This window comes from Paraburkholderia lebeckiae (assembly GCF_050436325.1).
Lineage (GTDB): Bacteria > Pseudomonadota > Gammaproteobacteria > Burkholderiales > Burkholderiaceae > Paraburkholderia > Paraburkholderia tuberum.
Map to the genome: position 1 here is coordinate 2,815,471 of NZ_JBNDLZ010000002.1, position 13,501 is coordinate 2,828,971.

Here is a 13,501-nt window from a genome sequence, read left to right on the forward strand (position 1 = left end):
ACTTGCCCCATGCACGAGCGACGCTATCAACCTTGCTGAATATAAACCGGCAACGCCACTGCATTCGCCGCGGGATCGCCGGCCGCATTGGTCGGCAAATACTGTGTCTGAAACGCGGTAAACATGGCGGCAAACCCATCGGCGCGCTGCACGATCACCGCGCCGTCCTGGAACGCGCCGTTTTCCTTGTAATGCGGGCCGCGCGGATTGCCCTGATTCATGTGAGTCTCGTGAAGACCGTCCTTCTTCGGCAGAAACAGAAAGCCGAACCCATAGACCACGATGCCCGCGGTGGTCGGTGTCCAGAAATCGCGGTTGTGCAACTGGCCGCTGCCGTTGTCGTAGGGCAGACTTTGCGACGGCTTGCTTTCGTCGATGGTAAGGATTTCGTCGATGATGTCGTTGACGTCGGCGCGGTTGCCGTTTTGATCCTCGTAGGGGACAGGCCGCATGCGGTGAATGTCGAGCAGGCTGCTGTCCTGGAAGTAATCGAGCCGCGGAAAGCCGCTCGTGTAGAGGCCGAGGTTCAGGGGCTGCAGTTTCGCGGTTAGTGGATCGGCGAAGTTCAGATCGGCATAGAAGTACACGTCGTCGTTACCGCTTGCGCCAGGTTGCGTCGACGCCGAATTGACGACGATGTTGAATGGCGTGTTGTCGTTGCCGGTCACCGTGATCACATAGTGCGGACTGCCTATATACGAATCTTTGAAAGGCGCCGCGCGCAGCAGTTTTCCCTTGAACATGCAGTATTCGTTCATGACTGAATGACCTTGTCGAAGTTGACGAACAGAAAGCGACGTATCCAAGCATACGGTGCTACACGTCGATGCACAACCGCGCCCGCTGTCATACGGTCGCAATGTTTATCCCGACGTGTGTTTGGGCTGATCGCGGTGACGGGTGCGCGCATCTGGGTCGTCAACAAGGTGGACTTCTCCGACAACCGCAATCTGATGGTAGCTGCCGTAACCCTGGTGCTCGGCGCGGGCGATTTCTCGCTGAAGCCGGGCAGCTTTGCGCTGGGCGGCATCGGCACCGCGACGCTAGGCGCGATCATTCTGTAGGCGCGATCAACGCGGTTTCCGACAGATCCACTTCCCGCATCAGCTTGTGGAGTGTCTCGTCGCTGATCTTCTGTGCCCTGCGCAGCGACAGCAGCAAGGCGCGTTCGGCGCGCACCGCGGCGAGCTTCGTCTGGAACTCCAGCGCTTCCGCGTAACGCGCCTGTTCGCTCGGCGCGGTCTCGTCGCCTAGAGTCGCGAGCCGGCGGCGATAGATCTCCATGACGTGCGCGGTCACGTCCGCCGCGTGGGCGGACGCCGATTCGTGGAAACCAGCGCTGGCCGTTTCATGCAACTCGTCGATTGCGCGAATCGCCGCCTCGGCCGCGAGCTGGCGCGCGAGCCGCTCCTCGGCGGCGTGCGGATCGTGTCCGCGCCGCCAGCCACGCAGCAATGGCGGTAGCGCTACTACCGCAACCAGCAACGACATCAGAATCACGCCCGAGGCGATGAAGATCGCGAGATCCCGGCCCGGCAACGGCATCCCGTTAGGCAAGGTCTCGGGCAGCGACAGGATACCCGCCATCGTCAACGCTCCGCGCACGCCGGCCACTGTGGTGACCGTCACGGTGCGGAGGCCGGGCATCGCATTCGTCATGCCGTGCTTCGCTGCGCCGCGGCTCGCGTGCCAGCGCAGCAGCCACACCCAAACGAAGCGCAGCGCGTATAGCGCGAGCGTCACCGCCGCGATATAGCCGATCAGCAGCACTACCTGTTCGTAACTGGTCTCGTGCGCTTCGATCAGCGCGCGGCCCAGGATATGCGGAAACTGCAGCCCAAGCAGGATGAACACCATGCCGTTGAAGACGAATTCGATCATCGTCCATGTGCTGTTGGCGCGCACGCGTTCGGCGACTGTTCCGGCGTGCGCGATGCTGGCGTAGTTCATCGTCATGCCGGCGGCGACGGCGGCCAGGACGCCCGACCAGCCGAAATGCTCGGCGAACAGATAGGCCGCGAACGGGATCAGCAGCGTCATCACAACGCCGGGCGCGGGGTCGCCTTCCCCGCTGCTCAGAAAGCGGATGGACGCCACGCTGAACAACCAGCTTACTGCCGCGCCCGTCGCCAGCCCGCCCGCCGCGATGATCACGAAGCTGATCGACGCGTCGCGCAGCGAGAACACGCCGGTCAGAGCGGCGGCAATCGCGAACTTCAACGCGACGAGGCCGGACGCATCGTTCATCAGCGCCTCGCCCTCGAGGATGTGCATCAGGTTCGCCGGAATCCGGTCCTTGCCGGCGATCCCGGTCAGCGCGACCGCATCGGTCGGTGACAGGACGGCGGCGAGTGCAAAGGCGACCGGCAACGGGATCTCTGGCACCAGCGCGTGGACGAAATAGCCGACCGCCAGCACCGTCATGAACACGAGCCCGAGTGCGAGCATCAGGATCGCGCGCCGCGCGATGAAGAACTCGCGCTTCGGGATGCGCCATCCGTCTGCGAAAAGCAGCGGCGGTATGAAGACCATCATAAAGATTTCCGGATCGAAACTGACGTGCAGGCCCAGTCCCGGCCACGCGAGCAGCGCGCCGAGTGCGATCTGCACGAGCGGCGGCGGCACTTTGAGGGGCAGCACGCGGGTGCCGATACCGGAGAGGGCCACCGCGAGGAGGAGAATCAGGACATTAGAGACAGTTTCCATCGACTCGTTTTAGGAGAGGCGGCGTGTCTCGTCTACCGGGCAAGGCGGTGGGGCACACGCACGAAGGGCGGAAGGCCGAAGTTTAGCCTGAGAACACCATAGCAATGGTGCGACGACGATAAGGGTCTTTTGACAATGGTGTGGGTAATGCGGATTACCAGGCATGCGCGTTGAAGCTGCCGAAGTCGAGCTTGCCAGCGACGAGGAACAGGGCGGTGCGCATGGTTTCGAAGCGGGTGTAGCCGCGCGTTTTCAACGCGATCCACAGGCCCAGCACTTCCTTGCGGCCGTCAGCCCGAATGCCCAGCGCCAGGTACACCGCCTTGTTCCTGACCGTGCCCTCGTCGCGGATCTTCAGTCGAAGTGCGTCGAAATACACAATCGGATACATCGCCTCGAGCGGGCGTTGTTGCCACTGCTCGACCTCAGCCAGCACCTCGTCGGTGACCGTGGAAATCAGATCGGGCGACACTTCCAGGCCGTACAGCCCCAGCAGGTGAGCCTGGATCTCGCGTACGCTCATGCCGCGCGCGTACATGCTGATGACGTGGTCGTCGAATCCCGGCAGCCGGCGCTGGTACTTGCCGACCAGTTGCGGCTCGAACGTCGCCTGCCGGTCTCGCGGGATATCCAGCGTCAGTTCGCCGTTGGGTGTGAGCACTGTCTTGCGGCTCGTACCGTTGCCGTGGTTGCCGGCGCTGCCTTGCTCCGCCTCGCTCAACTGACTGAGTCACGCTATGCTCTACCGGCGCCATCAGCAGGCTCTCCATGGCTTTCGAAAGGCGACGCTGCGTGGACAGCGGAACAGATCAACGGTCTCGTCCAGCCGAAGATCCGCCTGACCTGAACGTGGCGCCGAACCCTTTGCAGACCCTGTCGGTTTCCTGGTGCGATTCGTGCGGCGGTCGCTGTAATTACCAACCCTGACGGGTGTTCATCGCGAAGGGGCCGGGGACGTGCGTGTCGAGCGGTCATCCGATTGAGGCGGGCGACGCCGTGTACTCTCCCAGAGCAGGCGATCCGCCGCCGCGAAACGCAGGCGCAATGATGGTCGCGGCTTCCGTTAATGTCTGACTGTGACTTTGCGCGCGTTTATATTCTCGGGGACGCGGTTTCGAATGGACATGCCTGAAGCAAGCGAGGCATCGGGGACGAAACAACGAGCCATGTGGCAATTAATACTGTCCTTATATGTGCGACATTGCCTATCACGAAGCGACATCGCTACACGCGGCGTTTCGCCGACGAGAAGCCGACGCGTACAAGGATCGAACCGATTGTTGCGGTGAGGGGCACAATGTTTTGCGACCAGCAAGGACCCCGATGCATGGAGCAAGGCGCTACTATTGCCCATGTTCTGTACAACGATGCAAAGCACAGGGCCACTCGAACCCGGCGCCTGAGCGTTGCGTCCCGACACGTGTGATAAGGCAGAGGCGCAGTATGCAGCGCAGCACCTCTGGTGCGCATGCGTGGGCTTTAAAGACGCGACGTCATTTGACGTCACTACTGGAGAGATAGTTGAAAATCGAACAAATCCGCAAAGATGCTTTTGCGATGCCCGTCCACAATCCTTCCTACCCCCGCCCGCCGTTTCGCTTCCTTAATCGCGAGTACTTCATCATTTCGTACGAGACCGACATGGACGCTTTGCGCGCCGTGGTGCCGGAACCATTGACAGTCGCAAGCCCCCTCGTGCATTACGAATTCATTCGCATGCCAGACTCGTCGGGATTCGGCGATTACACGGAAAGCGGCCAGGTTATCTCGGTGAGAGATGATGCCGGCGCGCCAGGCAGCTACACACACGCGATGTACCTCGACGACGAAGGCCCGATTGCCGGCGGTCGTGAGATTTGGGGCTTCCCCAAGAAGCTGGCGAGTCCGAAATTGCGTGTTGACGGCAACGACACGCTGCTTGGAACGCTCGACTATGGCACCCAGCGCATTGCCACGGGCACGATGGGCTACAAGTACGAGCCACTTGACCTCGAGGTCGAGCGCAAGAAGCTTGCGGACACGCCGAACTATCTACTGAAAGTCATTCCGGACGTCGACGGTTCAGCCCGCATCTGCGAGCTCGTGCGCTACTTCCTGCGGGATGTCACGGTGCTCGGCGCGTGGGGCGGTCCGGCCGCGCTTGAGCTGCACCCCCATGCCTTGGCTCCTGTGGCGGATTTGCCGGTGCGCAAAATCGTCGGCGCGCGGCACGTTATCGCCAATCTCACGCTCGACATCGGGGAGGTAGCTTTCGATTACCTCGCCGAGGCGCCGGCACTCAAGCTTGCCGCGAATCAGTAAGCACCCTCTGACATATTAAGGAAAAGGCATGTCCGTAAAAGATAAGGTCGCGCTCGTGACGGGCGCTGCAAGTGGTATCGGTGAACAATGCGCACGCAAGCTCGCGGCGCTCGGCGCGTCGGTGGTAATCGCGGACCTGAACCTCAAGGCTGCTGAGAGCGTGGCCGAGAGCATCCGCAAGGAGGGTGGCAAAGCGCTGCCGGTATCAATGGACGTGACGAGCGAAGAAGCGGTCAACGCCGGCATCCAGCAGGCTGTCGACAAGCTTGGCAGCATCGATGTGCTGGTCTCGAACGCGGGCATCCAGATAGTCAACCCGATTGAAGATTATGCTTTCTCCGACTGGAAAAAAATGCTCGCTATCCATCTGGACGGCGCGTTCCTCACGACCAAAGCTGCAGTCAGGCACATGTACGCTGCGGGCAACGGTGGCTCGATTATCTATATGGGCTCGGTCCACTCGCATGAAGCGTCGAAGCTGAAGGCTGCCTACGTGACGGCCAAGCACGGACTGCTCGGTCTCGCACGCGTGGTAGCCAAGGAAGGCGGTTCGCGCGGTGTACGCGCCAATGTCGTGTGCCCGGGCTTCGTGCGCACGCCGCTTGTCGACAGGCAGATTCCGGAGCAGGCGATAGCGTTGGGCATTTCGGAAGCAGACGTCGTCAAGAACGTGATGTTGAAGGAAACAGTCGACGGCGAATTCACGACGGTGGAAGACGTCGCCAACACCGTGGCGTTCCTCGCGGGTTTCGAATCGTCGGCATTGACGGGGCAGTCCATCATCGTCAGCCACGGCTGGTCGATGCACTAAGGAGCTGCCCAGTGCGTCAAAATCTAGAAAGACCAGGCACACGGAAGCCTTTCGAACTGCCAGCCTATGACGAGGTAGCTCTCGTGCTACAGGGTGGCGGCGCGCTGGGCTCCTATCAGGCCGGCGTCTACGAAGGCCTCGAGGAAGCTGGCATTCATCCGGACTGGATTTCCGGCATCTCCATCGGCGCGCTTAACACAGCCATCATCGCGGGCAACGCTCCGGGGAAGCGTACCGAGGCATTGCGTGGATTCTGGAACACCATCTGCCAGCCGGCGGACATGCTTGGGAACCTTGGCGCGTGGCTGCCCCGCGCCGCGGGCATGCACGACCTGTCGCGCAAGTGGTCGAGCTGCTGGGCGGCAGGCCGCGCACTCACCGAAGGGCAGCGAGGCTTTTTCTCGCCGCGCCTTCCGGTGCCCATCCCAGGGATGGGCAAGCGCTCGCCAGAAGAAGTGAGCTTTTACGATACCACCGCGCTTCGGGCGACCCTTCTGCAATTCGCCGATTTCGACAGAATCAACGACGGCGATATTCGCGTCTCCATCGGCGCGGTCAACGTGCGCACGGGTAACCTGGTTTACTTTGACAACACGCAGATGCGCCTTTCGCCAGAGCACTTCATGGCCTCGGGTGCGCTCCCTCCGGGCTTTCCTGCCGTCGAGATTGATGGCGAATATTACTGGGACGGCGGTCTGGTGTCGAACACCCCGTTGACCGAGGTTTTAAGTGACCCGCAGCACAAGGACTCCCTGGTCTTCCAGGTTGACCTCTGGAGTTCGAGCGGCGGACTCCCGGGCGACATGCTGGATGTGTCCGAGCGCGCCAAGGACATCCAGTATTCCAGCCGGACCCGCGCTATCACCGCGATGCTCGGGTCGACCCAGCGTCATGCACAGCTCATCAAGGAGCTATTGAAGCATGTGCCGCCGGGTTTGGAGAAGCAGCATCCGCTCATCCGGGAGGCACGGGAAGTTGCCGATGGCAGTACGGTCAATGTTGTGCACCTCATATACAAGAACAAGGCGTATGAGGGGCACTATAAGGATTACGAATTCAGCATCGACACGATGAGCGAGCACTGGCAGACGGGTCTGGACGACATTCGCGCGTCGTTTGAGCATCCGGACTGGTTTGCGATACCGGATCACGATTCCGGATTCGTGACGCACGACGTGCATCGTCCTGGGGGCGCGACTCACGTGGCGCGGCTGGAGGGCGCTACCAAGCCAGCGCATAGCTCGCGCAGGCGCCATAAAGCGGGCGTTGCGCAACCACCTCTCGAAGTGGCAGCGCCGAAGTCCGTTCCACTTGGGGAGATCACAAAGGAAACTGAGCGGGATACGACAGGCCGCTAGCCGTCGTGGGGCCGGCCGGCTCCAGCCTGGCCGGTCCCTTTCCACGCCAGCCAAAGGGTCGCTGCCGCAGCTGAATTCGTCCGCCTGTGGTGTCACCGGCAACCGAGGTACATGACATGCAGAATCCCAGGTTTATGTAGAGAAAATCCCTCTATCGGGTCAAGTGCGCGCGGTCAATCACATACCATTAAGCGGTTTTGCGTTGCCGCAGGCCGCGTTATGGCGCTCGGCGCATTCGGCCTGATCGGCGGATGCAGCATGACTTTATTCAATCCCAAGGGCGACATCGGTGCACAGGAGAAAACATCTGATCCTGCTTGCGTTGGGTCTGATGCTGCTCGTGGTCGTTCCGGTCATTCTGTTGACCTTGCACTTCGCATGGCACTATCGCGCGTCAAACAGGAGCGCGACCTATGCGCCCAAATGGGCACACTCCACTGCAATTGAAGTTGTCGTTTGGGCGATCCCTTGCGTCATCCTGCTGATGCTGGCTCTCGTGATCTGGCGTACCACGCACAGCCTGGATCCATCCAAGCCGATCGAATCCCAGACAAAGACCGTCCGCGTCGAAGTGGTCGCGCTGAACTGGAAGTGGCTCTTCATCTATCCGGACTACGGCGTGGCTGCGGTGAACCAACTGGCCATTCCCGTCGATCCGCCTGTCTCGTTCCGGCTGACGGCCGAGTCGCTGATGAATTCGTTTTTCATCCCGCAACTCGGCAGCCAAGTCTATACGATGGCCGGCATGCAGACCCAGCTCAACCTGATCGCCGATACTCCGGGGGTCCACGCGGGCCGGTCCGCCGCGTTCAGCGGCCTCGGCTTCTCGGACATGCACTTCGAGACGATCGCGACGAGCCGCGGCGACTTCGAAGCCTGGATCGCGCGGGCGAAACAGTCGGGGCAGACGCTCGACACGGCGACCTATACGGCGCTGGAGCAGCCGAGCCAGAAGAATCCGGTCGCGCTTTACGCGAGCGTCATGCCGGGCCTATTCGATAACGTCGTGAACCGCTACATGCGCGGCCCGTCGGGCGACCCGCGTTGCGGGAGCGGTCCAGCCGGCACGGGCACGGCTGGCACAGGTCCGGCAGCCATTTCCTATGAACGTCAGGGCGCGCAGTCGCCTGCGATCCTGGCCGCAAAGTAATCATCATGTTCGGGAAATTCAATCTAGATGCGATTCCGTATCGTGAGCCCATCGTCGTGGGCACGCTGGCTGTCGTCGCCATGCTCGGCGCCGCGCTGCTGGGCGCCGTGACGTACGCGGGGAAATGGACCTATCTCTGGCGCGAGTGGATCACCTCGGTCGATCACAAGCGCATCGGGGTGATGTACATCATCCTTGCGCTCGTCATGCTGCTGCGCGGCTTTGCCGACGCGATCATGATGCGTGGTTGCCGCGTTTCCGGTGTTGACGGGCACGCTGGCGCTGCTTGCCGCTGACCGCTATCTCGGCATGCACTTCTTTACCAACGAGCTGGGCGGCAACGCGATGATGTACATCAACCTCATCTGGGTGTGGGGACGTCCTGAGGTGTACATCCTGATCCTGCCGTGCTTTGGCGCATTCTCCGAAATCGTCGCGACGTTCTCCGGCAAGCCGCCGGCCTTCCTGATACATAGGATCTAACACCCTAGTCTCGCCGCTCGCCGCCGCAGATGCCACGAGCGACGCATAGCTGGAAGCGTAGTCAGCTCAGTCTGATTTTGGGCTGTACAAGGCTATTGATCTGTTCGGCGCTCCACATCAGTGCTGCCTTTCCAAAACCATGAAGCGCCTGCTGATGGCGGCGATAAAGCATCGCATGGCTCAATTGCGCGAAGCGTCCGCGTATGAAGCCACCGCGGAAGAAGCCAAAACTCCCTAACGTGCCAAATGCGCCATAGTCGCTGAGCGAAACCAGCGAGCCATAATCCCGGAACTTAAAGTCCGGCAATGGTTGGCCTGCGAGCCACGCCGGCAGATGGCGGGCCAGATGCTCAGCCTGCTGCGTTGCGACCTGCGCGGTAGGCGGCAACGGCCGTTCGTGATCCATCAGTGTCAGACTTGCGCAGTCGCCGAGTGCAAGAATATTGTCGTCGTGCGTCGACTGAAGCGTGGCTTTAACCACGACCTGGTTTGAACCCGTGGTTTCCATTCCCGCCATATTGTTCATGAAATCTGGCGCCTTGACGCCTGCGGCCCAGACCATGAGGTCGGCGCTGACGAGACGCCCGCCGTCGATCTCGAACCCGTTGCTTTGCGCTGCCATGACCCGCGTCGAGGTCTGCACACTAAAACCGATGTGCCTGAGCTGTTCTTCAGCGGATTCTGAAATCTTTGGCGGGAAAGAAGCAAGGACGCGCGGTCCGCTTTCAAGCAGCGTCAAGCTCAGTCGGCTGCGCAAGGTAGGGTCACCGTAGCCCTCGGCAATCTCCAGTACGCGGCTTAACTCAGCGGAGAGCTCGACACCGGTCGCGCCTGCCCCAACAATCGCGACCCGGAGTCGTTCATCCTTCGCCACGGCGCGAAGCATCCGGTTGCGCAGAACCACGTTGAAAGCTTCGGCCTGTTTCTGGCTATCGATGAAGTGGCAGTGTTGCCTGACGCCAGGGATGCCGAAATCGTTCGCCTGACTGCCCACCGACAGCACCAGCACGTCGAAGGGAATCGTCCTGGCTTCGAGCACGAGTTCGCCCTCGGGCGTCCTCATCTCGTCAAGCAGCACTTCTTTGCGGGCAGGATCCAGTCCATACATGCGGCCTGGCTGCCATGCAAACCGGTGTGCGCTCGCGTGAGCGAGATAACTAACCTGCTGCTGGGACACATCGCGCGTGCCTGCCGCGATCGTATGGAGCATCGGTTTCCAGATATGGGTCTGGCTGCTGTCGATCAGCGTCACACGGGCTTCGTCCGAATGGGCGTAATAGTTGCCCAGCCTTGTCGCGAGCAGTATCCCGGCGATTCCACCGCCGACAATGACAATACGGATTGGGTGAGACATAAAGGTTCCTGGTTGAACGGAGTTCGCCGGCCGACGCGAATGGGCGACCGATGTACAGAATCAATGAGCCTTCGAGTGATCCGCGACCCGCGTGAGTTTCGGCGCAAGCCATACCGCCAGCGCCGCGAATCCGTCGCCGAGCGCGCACTAGGGACATGTCGAGCGAGACATCATGACGGCTCGCGCTTTCCCGGTTTCCCAAAAGCTCGTAAAAATACGTCCGTGCCGCGGCGTGTCCGCTCCTTGATTTCCCTATCGGTTGCCCGCTTCACAACTCCGAATAGGATGCGCGCTTGCAGATCACCTGCCCACAGGCTCACCAGGTCGTGGGCCGCCAGCTCCGGCGAGTCGACGATCAGTTCATTGCGCGCCGCGGCCTCGCTGATGATACCGGCCAGTACCGCCACAGTCCGCCCCGGCCCTGCATCGTAAAAGCGTGTCCTTAGCGGCAGGTCTTGGCGGCCGGTCGGCAGCGCGTGCGCCATGCCAGCAACATGGACATTGACGATGGTCTTCAGGAATGCGGCGCCGATCGCAGACAGCCGTTCCCGTAAGGGTAAATTTTCGGAACTCACGGGCGGCAGTACCTGGAGCATCCGGTCCGAAACGCCACGCACGACTGCCTCGAATAACGCTTCCTTGTCCGAGAAATGGCTGTAGACCGTCATCTTTGACACCCCCGCCTCTGCGGCGACGGCCTCCATGGTTACGGTGTCGTAGCGCTGCCCGGAGAACAGCCTCGTTGCCGCTTCCACAATGGACGTGTGCTTGGCGGCATCTTTCGGGCGACCGACGCGGCTCTCTGGCGAACTTTTCTGCACGTAATAACTCCTCCTTGCGATTCCTGTACTTTATAGTCTAGCATAACCGTTGCTGTACTGATTGGTATAGAAACACATGCGCACATCAAAGACCAGCAAAAACATTCATGCGAAGTACAACGGCCGCCCATCGATAGCGCAGGAGCGAGCCGCTCCGCTTGCGTCTCTGTCATTGGCCCCACATGTGACGTTCAGCTGCAGCGGCGGGGGGGCAATGCGCGTGCGCGTCTAGTAACCCGTTCCGCTGACTCTATTCTCGAAAAGCTACAGAGACTTTCTGCGCGAATCAGCGGAACGGAACACTAGCTGCGTGCCTGTCGCGCCGGCTTTGCACCAGCACATCGAACACCGTGCCATGCTGATCCACACGCAGTCGCGTAAGTCTCTTTCTGCGCTCATCGGCCCGTGCTATTTCGCTGATTGCGCGGTCGTATCCGGCGAGCCGGGATTCGATGTTGCCGGCATGTCGAGCAGGTCACCGATGCATGGTCTGGCCGAGCCGGGTAACGCATCGAGATGCGCCGGGATTTCTCTTCGCAGACGCCCGGGGCTCTGCGGTAGCACCGAGCCGAATTGGGAGAGCACGCCAGTCAGACGAGCCGGGTAACCCCCTCGGATCGCAGCCAGTTTTGATTAACTAACCTTCACGTTTGGGATGCGTAAACGCGCTGACCGACCAGATATCGTGATGGCACGCATTCGTGTCGTCGGGCATCGGGCTCGCATAGTCGATGACGACGGCGGTTTGTGATTTCTTAAAGTCGCGATAACCTGGAGCTCGATATGAACAGCCGATTCAAACTAACCTCAATCATCGCCTTGATGATAATTAGCGTATCCGCGAGCGCAGCGGAGAAATTCTCGGCAGAGGAATGTCACTCGTATCCCTTTGTAGCGGCCAAAGCGGGGATAACACATGGCGACATCATGCGGGAATTGTCGGAACTCGAATCGGTTGGATACCAACCGGCCAGAAATGATCCGCAGTATCCGAACCAACTCACGCAGGCGGAGGAGCGCCTGCATGCAAAGTTCGTTGCCGATTGCGCCCCGGCACCGCAGGCGTCCGCAAAGGGGAACCAGGACGCCCCGGCAAGCTCCTGACCTGTTGGCTCGGCCCACGCCCGCGCCAACTGCCTGGCGAGCTGCTTTCTGAGTAAGGATTGCGAGCGTTAGTCTTCCGAATTTGATTCGCGCTACGCCCGGCCTCTAAAAATTCCGATTTCAGGGTCTGCACATCGCAGCTTCGTCGCCCACGGCATGACCTTCTGTCACGCGCCGTCATAGGCGAGGCGCGCTGCTCGAACCCTATCCGAAAGGAGCATTGAATTGATAACGAAAGAAAGAAAATCTGACAGCGACCACGATGATCCCGATCGCTCGCGACGAAAGTTGATTGTTGGCGGCGGCGTAGCCGCAGCCGGCATGTTGCTGTCAGGCGTCGCGCAGGCTCAGAAGTCGCCCGGCGGCGCTCCGACGATGGACGGGCTGCCCGTGCCAGTGCCGCCGGCGGATAAGACGGCCGGGCCGATCGTCGCTGGCCGAGATTCCAGGTTGGAGGGACGCGTTGCGGTCGTCACCGGGGCGGCCCGCGGAATCGGGCGCGCCATTGCGGTCGAGTTCGCGGCAAATGGAGCGGACGTCATTGCGCTCGACATCTCGGGACCGGTCAGTATCGCCTCCGATGCGGCACCCGCCACGCCGCAAGAGCTTGCTGAGACAGTCAGGATGATCCAGGCGTATGGGCGCCGTGCGGAGGGTATTCGCGCAGACGTCCGCGACCTCGGCGCGTTGCGCGCCGCCGCTAGTCGCATCGAACAGCGTTACGGAAAGATCGATATCGTGGTAGCCAACGCCGCCATTCAGTACTGGAAGCCACTTCTGGACCTCCAGGACACAGAGTGGACGGACGTCATCGACAATAACCTGAACGGGACCGCGAATACTATCCGAGCATTCGCACCCATGATGGTGAAGTGCAACTATGGCCGCATCATCGTGGTTTCTTCGATGCAGGGACGGCACGGTACGAAAGACGCAGCAAGTTATGCGGCGTCCAAGTGGGGCATCTTTGGGCTGATGAAGTCGGCGGCCCTCGAACTCGGTCGCTACAACATTACAGTCAACGCCGTGGTACCGGGGCTCGTCGCCACCGCTTTGACGCTGTACGAAAAGCGACTGGCCGAAAGCGTCGGTGAGACCGGCTACCACAAACCGGACGGTTTCCTGACGCCGCAGGAGGCGTGGGACCGCCGCGCGGCAACGATGCCGCTTGGAGTCGGGTGGGTGCAGCCGGAAGACATCTCGCCTGCGGCGGTATATCTTGCCTCGGATGCCGCCGCGATGGTCACCGGCTCCGAAATCGAAGTTACGGGCGGTGACAGCGCGAAAAGCCTATAGCGTGAATTGTGACTCGCTCCGCCTCTCAATCAGGCGTCGATGCCCCCAATTCCTCAAGGGATTTTCGCGCCGATCGATTTTTGTGCCGGGTGGAGACCACTCTGACGCATGACCTGT

General features: G+C 60.9%; 9 protein-coding genes and 5 pseudogenes. 8 read left to right on the top strand and 6 right to left on the bottom strand.

Annotated elements, in window-relative coordinates; genetic code table 11:
• Window positions 1-26 precede the first annotated feature (26 nt).
• Window positions 27-758 carry a DUF2278 family protein gene (locus tag OKW44_RS16180; protein WP_026226323.1) on the bottom strand — a complete coding sequence of 244 codons (732 nt, stop codon included), beginning with the start codon at window positions 756-758 and terminating at the stop codon, window positions 27-29.
• A 117-nt stretch (window positions 759-875) separates the two neighbouring features.
• Here OKW44_RS16180 and OKW44_RS16185 point away from each other — a divergent pair.
• Window positions 876-1,064 (top strand): annotated as a pseudogene (locus tag OKW44_RS16185) (pyrimidine utilization transport protein G); the annotation flags it as partial.
• On the opposite strand, the gene OKW44_RS16190 reads toward OKW44_RS16185, so the two are convergent.
• Both OKW44_RS16190 and OKW44_RS16195 read right to left on the bottom strand, forming a co-directional pair.
• A complete protein-coding gene (locus OKW44_RS16190; protein ID WP_018423339.1) occupies window positions 1,054-2,706 on the bottom strand; it encodes a Na+/H+ antiporter in 1,653 nt (550 codons plus the stop codon). The pseudogene OKW44_RS16185 and the gene OKW44_RS16190 overlap by 11 nt on opposite strands.
• Before the next feature lie 259 nt (window positions 2,707-2,965).
• Window positions 2,966-3,418, bottom strand: a pseudogene (locus OKW44_RS16195) (IS256 family transposase); the annotation flags it as partial.
• Between the two features lie 809 nt (window positions 3,419-4,227).
• On the opposite strand from OKW44_RS16195, the gene OKW44_RS16200 reads away from it, so the two are divergent.
• From OKW44_RS16200 to OKW44_RS16220, 5 genes and pseudogenes are all read left to right on the top strand, one after another.
• On the top strand, window positions 4,228-5,007 hold the full coding sequence (locus OKW44_RS16200; protein WP_018423337.1) for an acetoacetate decarboxylase: 780 nt from the start codon (window positions 4,228-4,230) through the stop codon (window positions 5,005-5,007).
• 28 nt (window positions 5,008-5,035) lie between these two features.
• The gene (locus OKW44_RS16205; RefSeq protein ID WP_018423336.1) at window positions 5,036-5,818 is read left to right on the top strand and encodes a 3-hydroxybutyrate dehydrogenase; all 783 of its coding nucleotides are present in this window, start codon (window positions 5,036-5,038) and stop codon (window positions 5,816-5,818) included.
• Window positions 5,819-5,829: 11 nt separating this feature from the next.
• Entirely contained in the window at window positions 5,830-7,176 is a 1,347-nt protein-coding gene (locus tag OKW44_RS16210; RefSeq protein WP_018423335.1) for a DUF3734 domain-containing protein, read from the top strand.
• 219 nt (window positions 7,177-7,395) lie between these two features.
• A pseudogene (cyoA, locus tag OKW44_RS16215) lies at window positions 7,396-8,326 on the top strand (ubiquinol oxidase subunit II).
• Window positions 8,327-8,331: 5 nt separating this feature from the next.
• Window positions 8,332-8,782 (top strand): annotated as a pseudogene (locus tag OKW44_RS16220) (cbb3-type cytochrome c oxidase subunit I); the annotation flags it as partial.
• Window positions 8,783-8,870: 88 nt separating this feature from the next.
• On the opposite strand, the gene OKW44_RS16225 reads toward OKW44_RS16220, so the two are convergent.
• From OKW44_RS16225 to OKW44_RS16235, 3 genes and pseudogenes are all read right to left on the bottom strand, one after another.
• A complete protein-coding gene (locus OKW44_RS16225) occupies window positions 8,871-10,163 on the bottom strand; it encodes an NAD(P)/FAD-dependent oxidoreductase (RefSeq protein WP_018423333.1) in 1,293 nt (430 codons plus the stop codon).
• Between the two features lie 170 nt (window positions 10,164-10,333).
• Entirely contained in the window at window positions 10,334-10,984 is a 651-nt protein-coding gene (locus tag OKW44_RS16230; RefSeq protein WP_018423332.1) for a TetR/AcrR family transcriptional regulator, read from the bottom strand.
• A 367-nt stretch (window positions 10,985-11,351) separates the two neighbouring features.
• Window positions 11,352-11,581: pseudogene (locus OKW44_RS16235) on the bottom strand (IS110 family transposase); the annotation flags it as partial.
• A 186-nt stretch (window positions 11,582-11,767) separates the two neighbouring features.
• Here OKW44_RS16235 and OKW44_RS16240 point away from each other — a divergent pair.
• Window positions 11,768-12,088: a DUF4148 domain-containing protein gene (locus OKW44_RS16240; protein WP_018423331.1), complete on the top strand. Its 321-nt coding sequence runs from the start codon at window positions 11,768-11,770 to the stop codon at window positions 12,086-12,088.
• A 225-nt stretch (window positions 12,089-12,313) separates the two neighbouring features.
• Window positions 12,314-13,384 carry an SDR family NAD(P)-dependent oxidoreductase gene (locus OKW44_RS16245; protein WP_018423330.1) on the top strand — a complete coding sequence of 357 codons (1,071 nt, stop codon included), beginning with the start codon at window positions 12,314-12,316 and terminating at the stop codon, window positions 13,382-13,384.
• Window positions 13,385-13,501: the final 117 nt, after the last annotated feature.

Bases quoted from the DNA above. Each gene is read 5' to 3' on its own strand.
- OKW44_RS16180 (WP_026226323.1), bottom strand. From the start codon at position 758: ATGAACGAATACTGCATGTTCAAGGGAAAACTGCTGCGCGCGGCGCCT.
- OKW44_RS16190 (WP_018423339.1), bottom strand. From the start codon at position 2,706: ATGGAAACTGTCTCTAATGTCCTGATTCTCCTCCTCGCGGTGGCCCTC.
- OKW44_RS16205 (WP_018423336.1), top strand. From the start codon at position 5,036: ATGTCCGTAAAAGATAAGGTCGCGCTCGTGACGGGCGCTGCAAGTGGT.
- OKW44_RS16225 (WP_018423333.1), bottom strand. From the start codon at position 10,163: ATGTCTCACCCAATCCGTATTGTCATTGTCGGCGGTGGAATCGCCGGG.
- OKW44_RS16240 (WP_018423331.1), top strand. From the start codon at position 11,768: ATGAACAGCCGATTCAAACTAACCTCAATCATCGCCTTGATGATAATT.